This window comes from Acinetobacter sp. SwsAc2 (assembly GCF_013391465.1).
Classification (GTDB): domain Bacteria; phylum Pseudomonadota; class Gammaproteobacteria; order Pseudomonadales; family Moraxellaceae; genus Acinetobacter; species Acinetobacter johnsonii.
This window is the reverse complement of the sequence record NZ_JACBEZ010000003.1, coordinates 21,032-40,368: the sequence shown is the minus strand read 5'-3', so window position 1 is coordinate 40,368 and position 19,337 is coordinate 21,032. Positions and strand designations below refer to the sequence as shown.

General features: G+C 40.5%; 23 protein-coding genes. 2 read left to right on the top strand and 21 right to left on the bottom strand.

Annotation, left to right across the window (positions count from 1 at the left end):
* Positions 1-241: 241 nt before the first annotated feature.
* Both zapE and HYI04_RS02390 read right to left on the bottom strand, forming a co-directional pair.
* The gene (gene zapE / locus HYI04_RS02395; protein WP_178895816.1) at positions 242-1,393 is read right to left on the bottom strand and encodes a cell division protein ZapE; all 1,152 of its coding nucleotides are present in this window, start codon (positions 1,391-1,393) and stop codon (positions 242-244) included.
* A gap of 85 nt (positions 1,394-1,478) precedes the next feature.
* A complete protein-coding gene (locus HYI04_RS02390; protein WP_178895815.1) occupies positions 1,479-2,486 on the bottom strand; it encodes an AraC family transcriptional regulator in 1,008 nt (335 codons plus the stop codon).
* A 148-nt stretch (positions 2,487-2,634) separates the two neighbouring features.
* On the opposite strand from HYI04_RS02390, the gene HYI04_RS02385 reads away from it, so the two are divergent.
* The gene (locus tag HYI04_RS02385) at positions 2,635-4,140 is read left to right on the top strand and encodes an NAD(P)/FAD-dependent oxidoreductase (RefSeq protein ID WP_178895814.1); all 1,506 of its coding nucleotides are present in this window, start codon (positions 2,635-2,637) and stop codon (positions 4,138-4,140) included.
* A gap of 45 nt (positions 4,141-4,185) precedes the next feature.
* Complete coding sequence (locus HYI04_RS02380) at positions 4,186-5,094, top strand: lysine exporter LysO family protein (RefSeq protein WP_178895813.1); 909 nt, start codon at positions 4,186-4,188, stop codon at positions 5,092-5,094.
* A 130-nt stretch (positions 5,095-5,224) separates the two neighbouring features.
* Here HYI04_RS02380 and pyrF read toward each other — a convergent pair whose 3' ends face one another.
* The 19 genes from pyrF to kdsB all read right to left on the bottom strand — a co-directional run bounded on the left by pyrF (position 5,225) and on the right by kdsB (position 19,334).
* Entirely contained in the window at positions 5,225-5,905 is a 681-nt protein-coding gene (pyrF, locus tag HYI04_RS02375) for an orotidine-5'-phosphate decarboxylase (RefSeq protein ID WP_004696869.1), read from the bottom strand.
* A gap of 238 nt (positions 5,906-6,143) precedes the next feature.
* The gene (locus HYI04_RS02370) at positions 6,144-6,509 is read right to left on the bottom strand and encodes a lipopolysaccharide assembly protein LapA domain-containing protein (RefSeq protein WP_004696867.1); all 366 of its coding nucleotides are present in this window, start codon (positions 6,507-6,509) and stop codon (positions 6,144-6,146) included.
* A gap of 17 nt (positions 6,510-6,526) precedes the next feature.
* Positions 6,527-6,832, bottom strand: coding sequence for an integration host factor subunit beta (locus tag HYI04_RS02365; protein ID WP_004696865.1), 306 nt, complete (start codon positions 6,830-6,832; stop codon positions 6,527-6,529).
* 161 nt (positions 6,833-6,993) lie between these two features.
* Positions 6,994-8,670 carry a 30S ribosomal protein S1 gene (rpsA, locus tag HYI04_RS02360; protein WP_004696863.1) on the bottom strand — a complete coding sequence of 559 codons (1,677 nt, stop codon included), beginning with the start codon at positions 8,668-8,670 and terminating at the stop codon, positions 6,994-6,996.
* A 113-nt stretch (positions 8,671-8,783) separates the two neighbouring features.
* Entirely contained in the window at positions 8,784-9,467 is a 684-nt protein-coding gene (gene cmk / locus HYI04_RS02355) for a (d)CMP kinase (RefSeq protein WP_005401162.1), read from the bottom strand.
* A gap of 17 nt (positions 9,468-9,484) precedes the next feature.
* On the bottom strand, positions 9,485-9,916 hold the full coding sequence (locus HYI04_RS02350; RefSeq protein WP_010326848.1) for an SRPBCC family protein: 432 nt from the start codon (positions 9,914-9,916) through the stop codon (positions 9,485-9,487).
* Between the two features lie 75 nt (positions 9,917-9,991).
* Positions 9,992-10,492: a tRNA adenosine(34) deaminase TadA gene (gene tadA / locus HYI04_RS02345; protein ID WP_005401161.1), complete on the bottom strand. Its 501-nt coding sequence runs from the start codon at positions 10,490-10,492 to the stop codon at positions 9,992-9,994.
* 5 nt (positions 10,493-10,497) lie between these two features.
* Positions 10,498-11,619 (bottom strand): enoyl-CoA hydratase/isomerase family protein, encoded by a 1,122-nt coding sequence (locus HYI04_RS02340; protein ID WP_005401160.1) that lies wholly within the window; start codon positions 11,617-11,619, stop codon positions 10,498-10,500.
* Complete coding sequence (gene ung / locus HYI04_RS02335) at positions 11,616-12,329, bottom strand: uracil-DNA glycosylase (protein WP_004696856.1); 714 nt, start codon at positions 12,327-12,329, stop codon at positions 11,616-11,618. Before ung ends, HYI04_RS02340 begins: the two co-directional genes overlap by 4 nt.
* Before the next feature lie 41 nt (positions 12,330-12,370).
* Entirely contained in the window at positions 12,371-12,967 is a 597-nt protein-coding gene (locus tag HYI04_RS02330) for a 6-carboxytetrahydropterin synthase (protein ID WP_004696854.1), read from the bottom strand.
* Positions 12,968-13,089: 122 nt separating this feature from the next.
* The gene (gene gspK, locus HYI04_RS02325; protein WP_010326849.1) at positions 13,090-14,040 is read right to left on the bottom strand and encodes a type II secretion system minor pseudopilin GspK; all 951 of its coding nucleotides are present in this window, start codon (positions 14,038-14,040) and stop codon (positions 13,090-13,092) included.
* Between the two features lie 78 nt (positions 14,041-14,118).
* Positions 14,119-14,739, bottom strand: coding sequence for a type II secretion system minor pseudopilin GspJ (gene gspJ, locus HYI04_RS02320; protein ID WP_005401158.1), 621 nt, complete (start codon positions 14,737-14,739; stop codon positions 14,119-14,121).
* Positions 14,736-15,137, bottom strand: coding sequence for a prepilin-type N-terminal cleavage/methylation domain-containing protein (locus HYI04_RS02315; protein WP_005401157.1), 402 nt, complete (start codon positions 15,135-15,137; stop codon positions 14,736-14,738). Before HYI04_RS02315 ends, gspJ begins: the two co-directional genes overlap by 4 nt.
* Before the next feature lie 34 nt (positions 15,138-15,171).
* Positions 15,172-15,741 carry a type II secretion system protein gene (locus HYI04_RS02310; protein WP_010326852.1) on the bottom strand — a complete coding sequence of 190 codons (570 nt, stop codon included), beginning with the start codon at positions 15,739-15,741 and terminating at the stop codon, positions 15,172-15,174.
* A gap of 12 nt (positions 15,742-15,753) precedes the next feature.
* The gene (locus HYI04_RS02305; RefSeq protein ID WP_004696845.1) at positions 15,754-16,368 is read right to left on the bottom strand and encodes a TetR/AcrR family transcriptional regulator; all 615 of its coding nucleotides are present in this window, start codon (positions 16,366-16,368) and stop codon (positions 15,754-15,756) included.
* 45 nt (positions 16,369-16,413) lie between these two features.
* Complete coding sequence (locus HYI04_RS02300) at positions 16,414-17,187, bottom strand: TatD family hydrolase (RefSeq protein ID WP_005401155.1); 774 nt, start codon at positions 17,185-17,187, stop codon at positions 16,414-16,416.
* A gap of 26 nt (positions 17,188-17,213) precedes the next feature.
* Positions 17,214-17,555 (bottom strand): PilZ domain-containing protein, encoded by a 342-nt coding sequence (locus tag HYI04_RS02295; protein ID WP_005401154.1) that lies wholly within the window; start codon positions 17,553-17,555, stop codon positions 17,214-17,216.
* 14 nt (positions 17,556-17,569) lie between these two features.
* Entirely contained in the window at positions 17,570-18,553 is a 984-nt protein-coding gene (locus HYI04_RS02290) for a DNA polymerase III subunit delta' C-terminal domain-containing protein (RefSeq protein WP_005401153.1), read from the bottom strand.
* A gap of 19 nt (positions 18,554-18,572) precedes the next feature.
* The gene (gene kdsB / locus HYI04_RS02285) at positions 18,573-19,334 is read right to left on the bottom strand and encodes a 3-deoxy-manno-octulosonate cytidylyltransferase (RefSeq protein WP_130235075.1); all 762 of its coding nucleotides are present in this window, start codon (positions 19,332-19,334) and stop codon (positions 18,573-18,575) included.
* Positions 19,335-19,337 lie beyond the last annotated feature (3 nt).

The window sequence follows — 19,337 nt, the reverse complement described above, 5'->3', positions numbered from 1 at the left end:
CTACCAAATAAAATACTGCTCAAGGCACAAGCATTATCAATTTATAAAATGCTCTTTAGTAGTTTATTAAGTTTTTGAAATGCCGAAATTAGACTTAAGTGCAGTTTTGTATATTTTTTACACTTAAAACCAATATTCTCCCTATTTTCAATCCTGATTAAGCCATGATTATTCAAAAAAGTCGATAAATTAATCGATGAAAATGCACATAAAAAAAGCACCCTTTGGGGTGCTTATATTTTTAAATTTCTTCTTGTTGTTTACTTGCTTCAGCTTGTATTTGTCGATGTGCTTCATTCAAGTAATCATCTGATTGCATTTCCAATAAACGTGAACGCGTGCGTTCAATTTCAAAGGCTAATTTATCACCAGAGTACAAATCAATAATTGTATCTTCTGAGGTTAAAATCAGTTTTACCCCACGGTCATAAAACTCATCGACCAGATAAATAAAACGACGTGTCCCTTCAGAAAGATAATCGGTCAAATGCGGAACATTACTCACCAACACCGTATTATAAATATTTGCAATTTCGATAAAGTCAGCAGGACTACGTGGTTTTAAACACAGCTCTGAATACTCACACCATAAAACATCTTCAGTATGCCCGACCGTTTCTACAATACGATTATTAATAATAATCGGCTCATCTGAAATGGTTTGGGTTTGGGTCAGTGCGCTAAAACGCTGCGCAATCCAACGTTGGTGCTCATGTGTTAAAGGAGATTTAAAGAGTTGCGCTTGCTTTAAAACACGCAAACGATAGTCCACGCCTGCATCTACATTTAAAATCACACACTGCTGTTTCACCATTTCAATGGTTGGAATGAAACGATCGCGGTGAATGCCATTTTTATATAAACCATCTGGCGCAATGTTTGAGGTTGCCACCAAGGTAACACCACGTGCAAAAAGCTTTTGGAACAAATCACTGAGAATCATGGCATCCGTCACATTCGAGACGAAGAATTCATCGAAACAAATGACCACTGCTTCTTTATAAATTTGATCCGCAACTGCATCTAAAGGGTTACGCTGACCTGAAAGCTTGTTGAGCTCACGATGTACATGTTGCATAAAATGGTGAAAGTGCATCCGTGTTTTACGACGAAATGGAATTGAGTCATAAAACTGATCCATCAACCATGTTTTACCACGGCCTACGCCACCCCACATATATACACCACGTGGAGAAGTTTGACGGCGGAAACGGCGGAATGCTTTTTTAGATGCCTTAAAACGTTGAATTAATTCATGCCAAACGCGATCCAACTCATGAACGGCCTGAGCTTGTGCCTCATCAGACATGAACTGTCCGGATGCTAAGGCTTGCGCATAGCGCTCTGCAGGAGATAAAGGACTGAATGCGGTAGGTGAATTAAAATCTGACATATCATTTAATACTGTTTTTAGGCTATATCAATTATAGCGGAGTGGAAAAGTTAATATATAACACTTTGGCATAATTATGCTTAGGCTATTTCCCATATTGTCGTGGACTGTAACCAAACCACCGTTTAAATGCATGATTAAAGGCTGCAGGCTCCGAGTAACCCAATAACTCTGCAATCATTTCAATGGAATATTCCTGATATTCCATTAAATGTAGTGCACGATCTTTCATTAATTGCTCACGAATTTGTTTATAACTGCTATTTAACTGTTGCAACTGATGTCTTAAGGTTCGCTCGGGCAAATTCAACGCTTGCGCGGTTTCAGCCATGGTCGGCAGTAAACCTCGTTGCAACTCCAAATAATCTTGTACACGTTGAATCAGACTCGGTTGCTCTGCCGTTTCTTCCAAACGTTGTAATTCCGCCTGACATTTGCCTGCATAAACGTTAAATGTCATCAAATCTGCTGAAGGAATTGGTACATTTAAGACCCATTCATCAAACCAAAATTCAGCTTGCTGCGTACCAAAACTCACTTGTTGACCATAAACCTGCTGATAGAGCGCCAGTTTTTTCGCATCTTCAGGTCCTGCAACAGGTAAAGTAATTCGAACCTCAGGCATCTCCAGCCCAATCATCTTATAAATATCTTGCAAAAACTTATAGGTTCCCGCTATTTCAGAATGTGCACGCAACTGTCCCACAGACGTTTGTAGGTCCCGCGGTAGATAACATAGTGCGACTTGATCATTTTGTTTTTTCAAACCCAATAAGCCACTCAAATGCGTCAAACTTTGATAGCGAATACCCTGTTCTAACGCGGTATGTGTCGTTGGACTAGTCATCAATAACATCAGTAAAGGGCCATATCCCGCCAAGACATAATGCTGACCAATGAACAAGCCTTGCTCAGGCTCAATATCCTCTGCAATAATTTTCAAAATATCCCACTCTAGAGCAGGATGGATGATCGCATTCGGATCAAGCGACTCCACACGTAAGCCAATGCTTTGTAACTTTTGATCGACTGCGACTCCTGCTTTACGCATTCCTTGAATCAAATACATCAAGCCAAGTACAGAACGTTTCATAATCAATTAAAAGCAAAATATTGGCCTATGTTTTACTACAGCCACCTAGCGTACAACAATTGCCGAATCTATCAATTTTCTTGTCAAGGCTATCATAGACCTTCTAGATAGTTGCTCTACAATAAAGTAAAACAAAAAGGAAAAACAAATGCAGGCAGCAAATTCAACAGCCCCTCAGGTAAAAATCGCCATTATTGGTGCAGGCTTTGGCGGTTTAGCGATGGCTATTCGCCTTTTGCAAAATAGTATTCGTGATTTTGTAATTTTGGAAAAAGCCAGTGGAATAGGTGGCACATGGCGTGAAAACCAATATCCGGGCGCTGCTTGTGATGTACAGTCACATCTCTATTCCTTGTCTTTTTCACCCAAGACCGACTGGTCTAAACGTTATGCTGAAGCACCTCAAATTTATCAATACATCCAAACACTTACCGCTGAACATCAATTGCAGCCTTATATCCGCTTTAACACCGAAGTCTGTGCTGCACATTACTTAGAAAATCAGTGTTTATGGCAACTTACTCTCAATCAAAATAAAACTCTAACCGCTCAATTTGTCATTTTCGCATCTGGTCCGCTGCATGTACCACAAATTCCGCGTATTGCGGGTATCGAGAAATTTAAAGGCAAAGTTTTCCATTCATCACAGTGGGATCATGACTATAACCTCAGCAATAAAAATGTTGCCTCTATTGGCACTGGGGGGAGCGCGATTCAATATATTCCTGAAATTGCAGAAAAAGTGAAGCAACTCTACGTAATACAAAGAACAGCTGCATGGGTTATTCCTCGGGATGAACGTCGTTATTTACCCATTGAAAAAACACTGTTTAATCGATTTGATTGGTTTCGAAAAATTCATCGAGCTCGTCTGTATTGGACAAATGAATCTCGTGTAATTCCCATTATGAAACCACAGGTCATGAAATATGCACAAAAACTAGCAGAAGCCTATATTCGCCATCAAGTCAAAGACCCTGTAACCGCAGATAAGCTGATTCCCAACTATATTATGGGTTGTAAACGCATCTTGGTCTCCAACAAATATTATCCAAGCTTCAACCGTAAAAATGTGGAGTTGGTTACCAATGATATTTTGGAATTAACTGAGGACAGTATCATCACCAAAGATGGGAAGAAGCGTGCAATTGACTGCCTCATCTATGGCACAGGTTTTGTGACTGACCCACGTATTTATCTTAAATCCTTTAGCTGTACAGGGCTGAATCATGTTGAGCTTACAGACGTATGGCAAGATGGGGCCGAAAGTTACTATGGAATTAGCACCAAAGGTTTCCCAAACTTATTTCAGCTTTTAGGGCCCAATACAGTCTTAGGTCATAACTCAGTTATTTTTATGATTGAGTCACAAGTGAATTACATTCTACAGCTCATCGAGATCGCAGAAAAAACCCAATCTCAAGCAATCGTTGTGAAAGCAGATATTCAAGACCAATTTAATCAGCATTTACAAAGTCAATTTACAGATACCATTTGGCAATTTGGCTGCGTCAGCTGGTATCAACAAGCGGACGGGAAAAATTTCTCTTTATGGCCCAGCTATACATGGAAGTATTGGCTAAAAACACGAAAAGCCAATCCTGCAGACTATCGTTTTTTAAATTCTAAGCAAGATAGTCAAGCAATAAATTAAGATCACGGTCATAATAAGTTAGTATTTATTCACACTTTATTTGACATGCAATCGTTTTGGTTGATTTTTCAGCTCCTTATCTGTTTAGCACTTGGATTTGTTTTGGCGCGTCGTTTACCCAAATGGCTTGAGCGACTTGCCTTTCAAATCCTGCCCTATTTTACGTATATTCTCTTAATCGCAATTGCGATTGAGTTTTCAACGACTTTGCATAGCATTGCCGAACCTTGGCAGATACTCAATCATGCAGCGCTTTTAGCAGTTATGACCAGTATCGGTGCTTTCGTCTGTTGTTACATATTATTTAAACTTTTGGGCTACCAACCGAGTCATGGCAAAGTGTCCATGAGCCTTGTGAGCAAATCATTAATCAATATCAGTTATGCATTTATCGCACTGGCATTGGGTTATGGTTTGGCAGAGCTATCCTCAAGTTTCGGCTATATGGTTCATATCAGCACATGGAACTTATTGCTGGTTTTCATGTTCCTGATCGGGCTTGATTTGGCCTATTCCCCACTAGATCGCTCATGGTTGAACTGGCAAATCCTGCTCGTTCCACTTGGTTGTATTCTGGGTTCAATTATCGGGGCGTTTGTAACGGCCTATTTTGTGCCGAGCATTCAACTAAAAGACTTGATTATGTTATCTCAAGGTTATGGTTTCTACTCCATGACTGGCATTGTGGTCACAGAGTTAAAGAATGCACATTTAGGCAGTATTGCACTGATGAATGATTTGTTCAGAGAAATCTTTGCGATTGTGTTTATGTACATCATTGGCTGGCGTTACCCTCGCTCTGCGATTTCATCTGCAGGAGCTACAGCAATGGATGTCACACTACCGATGGTCAAACAAGCCTGTGGGAATGACTTTATTCCACATGCCATGGTGAGCGGTTTCATCCTGTCAGTTTTGGCGCCGATTGTTGTCAGTGTATTGGCGGCTCTGTAAAGCATAGCGCTCTATTCAATGCTGTCTTTTTATTTTGCTATTGCCACCACTTCGCTCACCAACAATTCTTTTTAAAATTTAATCCATAAAAAAGCCTTTCGAATGAAAGGCTTTTTAGATTTCTAGTCGCTTAAAGCGTTGCTAGAATGTCTTTGAGCATCTGACACGGGTTTGCAGACTGCGTAATTGGTCGACCAATCACTAGATGTGTTGCACCGTCTAACATTGCTTGTTTTGGCGTTACGATACGCTTTTGGTCATCCGCACTTGAGCCCTCAGGGCGGATGCCTGGTGTCACCAATGCAAACTCTGAACCCAAAGTCTCACGCAGCATTTTTGCTTCTTGGGCTGAACATACCACACCATCTAAACCACTATCTTTAGTCAATTTTGCTAAACGTTTGACTTGTTCAAATGGTTCAATATCCAGACCAATATCGGCTAAATCTTCACGTCCCATCGAGGTTAACACCGTTACTGCAATTAGTTGAGTGTTATAGTTGCCAGCCTTTAAGCGCTCAACGCAGGTTTCCATCATTTTACGGCCACCTGAAGCATGGACGTTTACCATCCAAACACCCATATCTGCAGCAGCACATACCGCTTGCGCAGTCGTATTTGGAATATCGTGAAATTTTAGATCTAGAAAGACTTCAAAGCCTTCACCATGTAAAGCTTTAACAATAGATGAGCCTTCATGTGTAAATAATTCTTTACCGACTTTTACACGGCATAATTGAGGGTCTAATTGCCCAGCAATCGTCATTGCGTCATAATGACTTTTTGCGTCTAAGGCAACAATAATACTCATGGGGAGACCCTTCAAACTCACAAAATTATGGCATTATACGGATTAAGCCTAAAACGACCAAGACTATTTTTCTAAAAACTATTTAAAATTCAAACTAAGTTCTTTATTCATATACTTTTTATATAGTTATCAATATTTTAAATCACAATAAAAAACGCCTTTGGCTATATAACCAAAGGCGTTTAAATCAAACCGGCTTCAATACTTCTAAGATAGAAATCTTACTGCATATTGTGGCTTAAAGCGGTGTAGATGGACGATCATTAGGATTGATATCTAACACCGTTTTTTCATGTCTTGTATGTGCTGCAGCTTCTGCAGCAGCCAACTGAGCGGATTGAATCTGCTCTTTACGAAGGTGATCAATGTCTTTACGTAGTCGCTTAATTTCCCAACCTTTCTGGAATACACGAAATACCTGAACACCAATTAACAAACCCAACACAATTCCTAAAGCCATTGTTAATAATAACAATAGACCTAAACGCATTGCTGGAACCTGTATAAACAACAGATCAACGGTTAGCTCAGTTCCGTTTTGTAGTACCAAAGCTAGGCAGTAGCCAAACAGTACAATTAATAATGCGAATAATACGTAACGCATAAGCACCCCAATAAATTTTATTCGCCTGCAGTCTCGTTTACTGCATCACGTAATGCTTTACCTGGTTTGAAATGTGGAACAGCTTTAGCAGCCACTTCTACAGACTTACCCGTTTTAGGATTACGCCCAACACGAGGTTCACGGTGATGGAGTGCAAAACTACCAAAACCACGAATTTCAATACGATTATCTGAAGACAAAGATGCAATCATTTGATCAATCATAATCTTAACAGCTTCTTCCACTAATGGCTCTGCTAAGTGCGGGTTTTTAAGAGAAATACGCTCTATTAAGTCAGACTTATTAAGTGCTTCAGTAGTCATCTGCGACCTCTTTAATTATCAAGCTACCTTGTAGATAGATTGATAATAACCTGTTTAAATACAAAACGGTAGCGTAATAAGTGAATACTACGCTACCGTTTATTGTATTTGTGTAAAAAGTATTAGTTAACTTACATTAACAATACAATTCAAACATCTACTTAGTTGCCCATTTGAGCTTTGATCAAATCACCAATAGTCTTAGGACCATTGTCTTGACCAGTAGTTGCTGTCTTCAAGTTAGCAACTGCTTCTTTCTCTTCAGCTTCGTCTTTCGCTTTGATAGACAAGTTGATAGAGCGAGATTTACGATCTACGTTGATGATTTTCGCTTCAACTTCTTGACCAACTTCAAGGAACTTAGTTGCATCTTCAACGCGGTCGCGGTTGATTTCAGATGCTTTAAGAGTCGCTTCAACTTCGTCAGCTAACTTAAGTGTTGCGCCACGAGCGTCAACAGCAGTTACAGTACCTTTTACAAGTGCACCGCGTTCGTTAGCAGCTAAGAAATCGTTGAACGGATCGCTGTTCATTTGCTTAATGCCAAGGCTGATACGGTTGCCTTCAGCGTCTACAGACAAGATAACCGCTTCAACTGTGTCACCCTTCTTGTAACGACGGATAGCTTCTTCGCCTTGTTCGTTCCAAGAAATGTCAGACAAGTGAACTAGACCATCGATACCGCCTGGTAAACCGATGAAGATACCGAAGTCAGTGATTGACTTGATCGTACCTGAAACTTTTTCACCTTTGTCGTGATTCTTAGCAAACTCTTCCCATGGGTTAGCACGAGTTTGTTTGATACCAAGAGAAATACGACGACGCTCTTCGTCAACTTCAAGAACCATAACATCAACTTCATCACCAATCTGAACAACTTTAGATGGGTGGATGTTTTTGTTCGTGTGGTCCATTTCAGAAACGTGTACTAAACCTTCAACGCCTTCAGCGATTTCTGCGAAACAGCCGTAGTCAGTTAAGTTAGTTACGCGAGCTTTAACGATTGAACCTTTAGGGTAACGGTTCATGATCGCTAACCATGGATCTTCGCCTAATTGCTTAAGACCTAAAGATACGCGGTTACGTTCTTTGTCAAACTTAAGTACTTTAACAGTAACTTCTTGACCAACTTCAACAACTTCTGATGGGTGCTTGATACGCTTCCAAGCCATGTCAGTGATGTGAAGAAGACCATCAATACCGCCAAGGTCAACGAATGCGCCGTAGTCAGTAAGATTTTTGATAGTACCAGTAACTGTTTGACCTTCTTCAAGCTGAGCAAGAAGAGCTTCACGGTCAGCTGAAGATTCAGCTTCCATAACAGCACGACGAGATACAACAACGTTGTTACGTTTAGCATCAAGTTTGATTACTTTAAATTCTAACTCTTTACCTTCTAAGTGAGTAGTATCACGAATAGGACGAGTATCAACTAAAGAACCTGGAAGGAACGCACGAACTGGACCGATGTCAACAGTGAAACCGCCTTTAACTTTACCAGAGATAACACCAGTAACGATTTCGCCGTCTTCAAAGATTTTTTCAAGTTTAGTCCAAGTTTCAGCACGTTTCGCTTTTTCACGTGATAAAACTGTTTGACCCATGCCGTTGTCAAGCGCTTCAACAACAACATCAACAGTGTCGCCAACTTGAACTTCAAGTTCGCGTTGTTCATTTAAGAATTCAGCGCGGTCAACAATACCTTCTGATTTAAGGCCAGTGTCAACTGTTACCCAATCAGAATCGATGTTTACTACAACGCCTTGGATGACAGCACCCTTTTCAACGTTGAGGTTTAATTCGCTTTCTTCAAAGAGGGCTGCAAAAGATTCGGTCATGATATACCTGATAAAGTCAGCGGTCTTGGATCAGACAAGGCCGGTTTAGTTAAGCGTCTACATAGTCCATTTTGAACTGATCAAGCTATGCTTCTGCTGAATATAAAAATTCGTTAGTTTGCTAATTGCTTATCAATATAAGCCATCATAAGCTGAAACACCTCATCAATGTTCAATTCAGAACTATCAATGATGTAGGCATCAGTTGCTGGTCTGAGTGGAGCAACTTCGCGCTCCATGTCACGTTTATCACGCGCCTCAATATTAGCTAAAATATCGTTTATTTTAGCATCCAGCCCCATACCCTGCAACTGCTTTACTCTGCGTTCAGCACGAGATTGGGCTGAAGCGGTTAAATAAATCTTGGCTTGAGCCTCTGGAAAGATGGATGTGGCCATATCTCGACCATCTGCAACCAAGCCCGGTGCTTGTGCAAAAGCATGCTGGCGATCAACCAGCGCAGCTCTAAGCTCAGGAATTGTTGCAACTTTTGATGCAAACTCACCAACTCGCTCAGTTCGAATGGTTTGACTAACATCCTCACCATTGAGCAAGACTTGTGTGCCTTGTGCAGAACTTAAAAATTGTATGTCTAAATGTTTAGCAATTTCGACACATTGACTCAATTCACTTGACAAAGCATCCAACAAATCCTGTTGATGCAATGACAGGCCCAACAAGCGATATAACGCTCCCGAATCAAGTAAATGAAATTGATAATGAGCTGCTATTTTCGCAGCTAGTGTGCCCTTACCCGAACCACTTGGACCATCAATTGTGATTATTTGAACTGTCATTGCTTACCCAAAGTTTGTTATACAGATTTAGCGAGTTTTGAAAAACCTAGTTTAATCGCAGATTTAAGCTGTGCAAGGATTAATTTACTTACAAAAGGTGCACGTGCTTGTAATTCAATCGTATAGGTCACTAACGTTTTATTCGAGTCAATCGGCTCAAACTCAATAATACCCAAATGATGTTTGATGAGTGGATTTTTAATAATCTTGTATTCAATACGCTCATTCACATTCATTAATGTAATTTGCTCTTGCAACAGTTTAATTGGACCAAACCCCATACGACGTACAGAACCAAGCCCATCCGGACGTTCTGGATCTGCTGAATCTTTCACTCGCACAACTTGAACTGGTGCAAAAGCAACGTTATACGTTGAGTGTTTAGAAAGTAAATCAAATACCTGCTCTACGGGTGCATTAAATTCTTTTTTAATCTGAATATTATTCATGGTGGTTCCAACGCCTTATTTGACAATAATTATTGTCATTTCATTTTACATGAAATTATTATTTTACGAATGGATTCATCCCTTTTCTTGTAGACGGGATAGTCGCTTTTGTTCGCGGCGCATTTTAAAAAAGTGACTGAGCTGCTGTGAGCATTGCTCATGTAAACAACCCGACTCAACCAAGAACTGATGATTATAATAACCCGTTTCAAATAATTTACGTGCACTTATAAGAGAGCCAGCTTTCGGCTCTGTCGCACCAAAGACTACTTTTGAAACGCGTGCATGCACCAAAGCGCCCACGCACATAGTACAAGGCTCAAGTGTCACATACATGACCGCATCATCAGGCAAACGATAGTTTTGTGTATTTTGGCAAGCATCGCGAAGTGCTTGAACCTCAGCATGCGCGGTAGGGTCATTTAGCGTAATAGGAGCATTAAAGCCAGAACCAATAATTTTATTTTGACTCACAATGACCGCCCCAACAGGGACTTCACCTTTTGACGCTGCAATAGCAGCCTGCTCTAAAGCAAGCTGCATCCATTCACTATCTATTTTTAAAACATCAGTCATAAAGATTAGATTACATCGTAATGTTTAAGGAGTTCATTCCAGCTTTCAATACTCGTTGTTGGTGGATTACCAGCGAAAATACCCTTTAAGCTATTACTAGCCCCTTGTTTCCAGGCTGGCGACAAGTCTTTATCCACTAAACGCGCACGCACACCCTCAACAAAGTCTGCATGACGGATTTTCCAGTCCGAAATTTGGGTTTCAAGCTCGAATACTTCATTCCAAGAATGAACCTGCTTGCCCCACTGCCATAGCAACCATGTTAATGCAGCAGTTGTTGGTGAGCCTTTTTGTAAGTTCTCACTGGCTTGACGAAGCCAATCGCTACGCGCATCACTTAAACCAACAATAGCATCATAATCATGCTCGAAGTTCACACCACGACATACACTATGAATGACATCCAAAGAGTTCTGTAATGGACCTGGACCTACAGGACGATGCATACTGTTTAATGTGTCATCAATGGCTCTAAAATCACCTGCTGGATAATGACTCCAGTCGATATTAATAACTTTCTCAAGCACCGTATTACGCTGCGCATCACAGATGTGTGTTGCCCAACCAATACCATATGCGCCCGCAGCCGTCATGATTGAACCCGTTAAGCCCGTGAACAAACCAATTGCTCCACGATCCGCCAAGAAACGCGTTGCACCCACATCTGGGTACAAACCAATATTAATTTCAGGCATCGCTAAACGTGAATGCGGTGTCACCAAACGAAATGGCGCGGCCATAAACAGACCTAAACCACCGCCCATGACATAACCTTCACCCCAGACCAAGACAGGCTTAGCATAGTTGTGTAGTAATAAATCTAAAGCATATTCTTGCTCGAAGAACTGATTGGCTGTTTCAACTTCATCGTTAATCACCAGTTGACGAAGTTTACGTACATCACCACCCGCACAGAATGCTTTTGGTGTGGTTGAATCCAACCAAATGGCTTTTACTGCGTCATCGCTATGAAAATCTTGAAACACTTCAAATAAAACTGAAACAATCGTTTCATCTAAAGCGTGAAGTGATTTTGGTCTATTCAGACGAACAATGCGCCAACCATTTTTTGCTTCTTCTACAATCAAATCTGGATGGTAGTTTTTAGAAACGGGAGAATATGTCATGCGTCCAGCTGCCAATCTATAGGCTCAATGCCATGTTGTTTAAGATAATTATTGGATTTTGAAAAAACTTTACAACCGAAGAATCCACCACGATTTGCTGCCAAAGGTGACGGATGTGCCGCCTTTAACACCAAATGCTTTTCTTGATCAATCCGTTGTCCTTTCCGCTGCGCATATGCTCCCCAAAGAATAAAAACAATATGTTCGCGCTGTTCATTCAAAACATCAATCACATGATCGGTAAAATCTTCCCAACCTTGTTTTTGATGTGATGTGGGTTGACCAGCTTCAACGGTTAATACACTGTTCAACAGCAAAACGCCTTGCTGCGCCCAACGAGTTAAATCCCCATGTTTAGGAATATCAATTCCTAAATCTTTATTTAACTCATGGAAAATATTACGTAAAGATGGTGGTAAAGCAAGCCCCTTTTGCACAGAGAAACTGAGCCCATGTGCCTGATTCGGCCCATGATATGGGTCTTGTCCGAGTATTACCACTTTTACATTCGCCAAAGGCGTCGTATTAAATGCATTAAAAATCAGCGCATTTGGCGGATAAATCACTTTATTCGCTTTTATTTCTGTAACAAGAAACTGCTTTAACGCATCCATCTTAGTACTAAGCAAAAAGTCACTTAATCCATGTTTCCAACTGGCATCCAGCTGAATTTTATCAAGCTTGGTTTGCTGTTGTTCTGTTAAAGACATACTTGCGCCTTATTCCCTTACTGTATATTCCGTGACAAATTTCACAGTTTGACTTGCAATTCTACATTCGGATTGTGAAATTGGATACCTTCTTTTAATTTGGTATACATTTCAGTATCCGCCCATTCCGCTTGGATTTGTTCTGAAAACTCGATCTGGCTTAAATCTAAAAGCCCCATCTGTGTATTTTCAATATCTTCAATAAAACTCTGCGCATAGCCCGTATCAGTCTCATGCACAATCACCGAGTACACTTCCACATCGCCTTCACCGTTTTGAGTCACGGTCGACGCGAGTACTTGCTGTGCAAGATAAAAGAAAATACGTGAAAATTGTTCAGCCGATGGCGAAACAGGCAGCGACACCCAACGTGCACTAAATGTTTTACATGCTTGGATATATTCTGGATCGTCGTTTTGCCAAAAACAAATCGCATGATCAAAAGAGTCATAAAGGTCTTTAATCACCCCTTTCAGCAAGCCAAAATCATAAACCATTTGACCATGATCTAATTTTGATGCTTTGAGGAGTAATTCAACTTTATAACTGTGACCATGAATGGAGCGTTTACAACGATCCGATGTACAGTTACGTACAATATGGGCATTTTCAAACTTAAATAACTTACGAATTAACATATGCCGTAATGCAATCAAACTTTCTGAGAATTGACTTTAATTATAAAGCAAAAGTAAACCTATGCTCATTTATTTTATTGTTCAATCCAATTGGTAAATCATATCAGTCTTATATCTATCCTTTAAAACGCTGACATGCTCCGATAGGCCACATATACCGCCTGATCTTTTCGCACCAAATCAGCACTAAACTGACGCTTACGCTCACTCAGCAATACTTCAATTCTAGCTTTAAAATAGTTCGATTGAACCCCGAGAAAATCATTAACAGCAGCCCGCTGAGCCTCGTCCACTTGTTTAAATGGATCAACCTCCCATAGTTCATTAACATTGGAAAAATGCTCCAGATTGGCCTGTCTTTGCTTTTGTAAATTTTGAATAGCAGATACATCCAACTTAGGATCAATGCTAGCCAACACCAGTGCAGGTGCAGTATTTACATTCACCTTTAATTCATTATTCGGCAAAGCACTCACATAAGGTGCAATCAGTTGATAGTTACGCCCCTCAAACCCACGCACCAACTTCAACTGTTCAACATTATAAAAAGCACGATTTGGCGCCAAGTAACCCTGAGCTAAACTTTGATAATAAGCAGATTCAGCACCCATCGGCCCACTGACTTCATCATCTTCATCTTGCCAATCAATCACTGCTTCTGAAAGTTGCGCAGGCAACCCCACACGTACCAACAGTTTTTCAAACCAAAGTTTTGCAGCCTCATTCGGCTTTTTATCCGACTTAACTAAAGCATTTAAATTAAATTTTCCTGACTCATCTTCTAAACGCCCAGAAACAAAACCATCTTCCACTGGAAAAGCAGGCATGGGCTTCGCCCACGTTTCTTGTAGATGATCGACCTCTGCTGCATTTTGAGCATCATCCACCAACAGCTCAGAAAAAAAAGCTTCAGCACTTTTTGCGTATAACAGAGCTTGGTTTTGTCGCATTAAATAACCCGTACTCTCTGCGGTATTGCGCTGATGTTGCGCAATCGTAGCCGCAAGGATGGTTGCTAAAGCCACCATCACCAAAATGGTGATCAATGCAATGCCATGCTGAGAGCGCTTCAAAACATCCACCTATTTACAACGAAGACATTTAAGGAAAAATGGTTTTGCATAGAGTCCGTGAGTTTCATATCCTGCAACTTAATTTTTTTGTTTTAAAAAGTCTGTATTTAATAAACTAAACACCCATTCATAACTCACTTCATTGACAGTGAGGTTTATTTTTAAACCGCGCGGTAGTATTTTTGCCTGAGTTACATCATTTTCACTCAATGCCACCTCAGGCCATTGTGCCATTTCATTGGGATTGAGTAACATAATTTGAAATTGATCAACTGAATCAAGTAAAACACTGGTTTCTGGTTGATCATTACCGGTTTGATTTAAATTTTTATATTTATAACGGTACAGTTTTTTTTCATCTGCTTTGTAAATATATTCAACTCGCTCTTCAGGCGGTATGCCTTGCATTAAAGGATCAGTCACGCCAGTTTTACTAAAGGTCAACTGACCATTTTGCAACATGACTGCGGGTTGAACCTGCCCCGCAACATTGGCAGTAACTGGTACAATTTGCACAGTGTCACGTAACACTTGTTGATATGCTTCTTGTAGCTGACCTAAGCGCTGTTCATGTTGGGTATTACGCTCTTTAATCTTGATCAGATAATCAAAAACCTTCCAACCCAAAGCTGAAAGCACAGCAAAAATCGCGATTGCCACCAATAACTCAACCAAAGTAAAGCCTGAGCGTTTTTTCATGGTTGGCTTCCATCACGATGGTTGAAAAAAACTAAACTCGTAACACCCGAATCTACTTTTCCAGTTTCAGTATTCACCAAGCTCACTTGTACATTGACGCGTTGCACATTAGTACTGATCGTTGCTTGCGCTGATTTATCAATTTGCCAAGTTTCACCTTGTTGGGTGATTTGTTTAGAGGCCGTGCCTTGTAGCCAATCACGATTGATTTCCATCATCGAAATTTCATTCAAGGCAACAAATTGTGACTTAGTACGTAAAATCGCATGTCCAGTAGACTGAGTATATTGCATACCCACTTTGGTTAAAGCGACCGCTGTTGTAGCAAAAATAGCCAGTGCCACCATCACTTCCAGCAATGTAAATCCTGAGTGAGGATTAATGAAATAATGTTTCATCCGAGCGCAAGCTGGCAGACTATTCTTTAAATCTTTAGCTCGCATTTATTTTACCCAAATGATCAATTTCAATTTCTGCACCCACGGGCTCATTGGCATAATAAAATTGAATACGAACAGGTTTTGCTTCGCCATTCCCCAACCAAATCAGTTTAGGTGCACTCTCTTGGGTTAAATCATCGTTTCGGGCTGGGGAAACATCATAGTCTAAGGATTGCACAGCAAAAGAAACATTTTTGGCTAACACTTGCTGCGGGAACTCATTATATTTTTGCCATTTTTGATGATTCAGCATTGCATTATTTTGTTGTTCTGTGGGTATGGTAAATTGAGGATTTTTATATTCAACAACAGCATAAGAAAAATCAGCCACATCGGTCGCAGGATGAACCTCTAGTGCCAAAACACGTGCTTGATCATTTGCCTCACGTGCAATTTTCTGTACATCCATGATAAAAAAATCACGGGCTTGCGCTGCTTTACGTTGATCGACCCCATTGATATTCAACATCACCAATGACGCCATAATGGCCATAATAACAATAACCACCATCAATTCAACCAGTGTAAATCCTTGAATCCTTGAAGGTGGTTTCTGTTTCATACATCCTATCCGCTAAGCAAGATATCCTGCTGCGCCCGTTTGTTTAGGCATCGCCAGAGCTTGGTCAATGTAGGCCACGCGCAAAGTATCACGCGAACCCAAATACCGTTGATAAAAACTAGAGTTCAAAATCGCAGCTGCACCATGCGTTAAAGACCAAATCGATGCCAAATAATCACGAACTGTCATTTGACTTTCTATCGACTCCAAATACCGCTCGGTCATACGGATAATTAAACGTAGACGTTGCTTTCGAATTTGATAAAGCTCAGTAAATAAATGATAGATCCCAACACCCGTTGTCGATAATCGCTCTTCTATTTGATGAAACAGCACCGTGCGTTCAGGATGATGCAAATGATGTAACATAAAAAAAGCAAGATGTTCAGGGAACTGCTTGTCTGTATCTTTAATCATTTCAAGCAACATTTGCTCATTACGAATAATGAGCAACATATAGAGTTCATCTTTACTTTGAAAATGTTTATAGAGCGTACCTTTTGCTAGATCTAATTCCGCAGCCAATGCATCAAGGGTCATCCCTGCTTCGCCATTCTCTAAAAGCAACTGTTCAGCCACTTGGAAAATTAACGCTTCTCTTGCTCGAAACTGAGCCTGACGATCCATTTTCACCCTAGTACTCTCTTATACGCTTTTATCGTTTCAATTTATTTACTTCATGTTGAGAAGGTTTTCAAAGTTCTGTGTTGTGATGAAAGCCATCTCTTCCAAGGACTTATCATATACATCTGCCAAGGCTTTGGCTACATAAGGAACGTACTTTGGCTCATTAGACTTTCCTCTATATGGCATCGGTGCCAAATAAGGACTATCCGTCTCAATTAATAGGCGATCTAAAGGAACTTGCTTCGCCACATCACGCAGGTCTTGCGCATTTTTAAAAGATACAATCCCTGAAAATGACACATAGTAACCGCAGTCTAAGACAGCTTTGGCCGTTTCCCAGTCTTCTGTAAAGCAATGCAAAATACCATGGGTCGATTTTTCGGCGCGAATAATATCGACAGTATCGTGCTTGGCAGAACGGGTATGCACAACAACTGGTTTTTTTACAGCTTGTGAAGCATGAATATGTCGTGCAAAACAGTCTTTTTGCTCAGCGATGAAATCTGTACTATGAAAATAATCGAGCCCAGTCTCACCAATTGCCCAAACTTTTTCAGGCTGTGCCAACTCAATTAAATAGTCTGTGGTTGCACGAGCCATGGTTTCAGGATCTTCACAAGGATGTACCCCGACGCTATAACCGACATCATTATGACGCGCAGCTATTTTTGCCAGTTCTATATGATCATCAATGTCGACTGAAATACTCATAAAGCGATGAACGCCCGCTTCACGTGCCTGCGCTAATGCCAAATCTAAATCCCCATCATAAGGGGTTAAATCTAGCATGGTTAAATGGCAGTGTGTATCTACAAACACAGGCGTTTCCTACTTCATATACTTAATTACATAGTGTAACTAGTTCGCCCTTCAGACTTAATACCTGCAAGCAACTTTTCCGCTTCTGATTTGTAATAAACCCCTTTCTCCCCAGAAAGTTGAATACCAAATCCTTGGAGTTTGATTCCATTTTGCTTTTGCGAAATCCAAATCACTTTACCTGTGAGAGGAATTTTCTGTGCTTGTTCTGGCAATGTTGCCAAAACAAAGACCTCCTCTCCCATCTTTACAGGTTGTTTGGATGGAATAAATAAACCACCACCAACTACAAAAGGCATGTAGCTTGCATATAACGTTGCTTTATCTGGAATATTGGCTTGAATGATTCCGCCCATACGTGGTTGCATAAAATTCCCCTGTTTTAAACATCCATCAACCGAATACACAATTGGTCGAGCACTAAATTAGTTTGTACGTTTTGTTCAATATATTGTTTTGACTGTTGCAACTCAGCATAAATTGAAAACAAAGTTTCAAGTGAATACCGCTCTGCCAGCACACTAAAATCCAAATCAGTGTTTTTTAATTGCTGATTTAGCTTGACACAAATCAAATCTGACAACAAGTACTCAAACATTTGACTAAAATCACTAAATGCCAGCACTTTATTCCACTTGGTTGCAATTGCCATCGGCATATTTTTATCCATCACCAACTTTTGCCAATCTTTTAAAAATTCAGCACGTTGAGGAATCCATTCACTCTCGGACAATGTAATTGCCTGTAACGGCATATGATTAGACAAATTCATCAACAAATGTTGCTGTGCCAAATCGCTATGGGACAAATGCTGATTTAAAAATTGCTCTGCTTGCTGTTCATTTATGCGATCCAAAGCAAAATGTTGCAAACGACTGCGAATGGTTGCAGGCAGTTTTAAATAATGATCTGCCAATAAAATGATAACAACACGATCACCTGGTTCTTCAAGCGTTTTCAATAAAGCATTGGCTGAAGCTGTATTTAAAGCTTCGGCTGGTTCAATAATGATGACGCGCCAACCATCTACCGTTTGCTGTACAAAAGGCAGCAGATCACGAATTTTCTCAATTTTGATCTTGACATTTTGTTTCTTATTGTCTTCATCGGTAGTGATGTGCACATAATTGGGGTGTGTATCCGCCTTTAACCACTGACAACTTCCACACTCCCCACAGGCCAAATGATTTGGCTGCCGCTTCGCACATAAGACCCAAGCAAGAAACTGCTCAGCAAAAATCTCTTTACCACAACCTTTTTTGCCATAAAACAATAAGCCATGACCAATATTAGGAAAGCGCGTAGTTAAAGTTTCCCAAATATTTTGATGCCACGGATAAATCTGCTCAGGCAGCGTTTGTTTCATGTAGATGACCTAAGTTCTATTATGCAAAATGAGCCACATCCATGGCATTTAAACGATCTAAATCTTCTTGTGTATCCACACCTGGTGGTAAGTTCGCTTCTGCGATATCAATGGCAATACGATGTCCATTTTCCAAAACACGCAGTTGCTCTAAGCTTTCGAGCTTTTCAAGTGTACCCATATCCCATGTCACATACTCTTGGAGCAATTTCACGCGGTAAGCATACAAGCCCAAATGACGGAAGGCTTGGTTATGCAACGTTTGTTGCACTTGCTTTGCAGCATCACGGTCATATGGAATAGTGGCGCGACTAAAGTAAAGTGCTTGTTTGTAATTCGACATCACCACTTTAACAATACTGTCGCGTTTAAATTCATCTAACTGCTGAATTGGTTCGCACAAGGTCGACATTGAACAATCGACTTGTGACTCTAAAAGTTGCGCGACTTGCTTGACCAAAGCCGCCGGCAATAAAGGCTCATCACCTTGAACATTGACAATGATATCTTCACTGGCCCAACCCTTAATTTTCGCCACTTCACTTAGACGGTCTGTTCCCGAAGGATGATCCGCTGAGGTCAACACCACATCCACGCCTTCTGCCATGCAAAGGTCATAAATTCGCTGATCATCCGTTGCGACGCAGAGATCATCAAAACCTTCCACTTTCTTTGCCTGATCAACGACCCGTAAAATCATTTCACGGCCATGAATTTTAAGGAGTGGTTTTCCAGATAAACGTGTGCTTGCGAAACGAGCAGGAATAACAATATGCTTCATAAA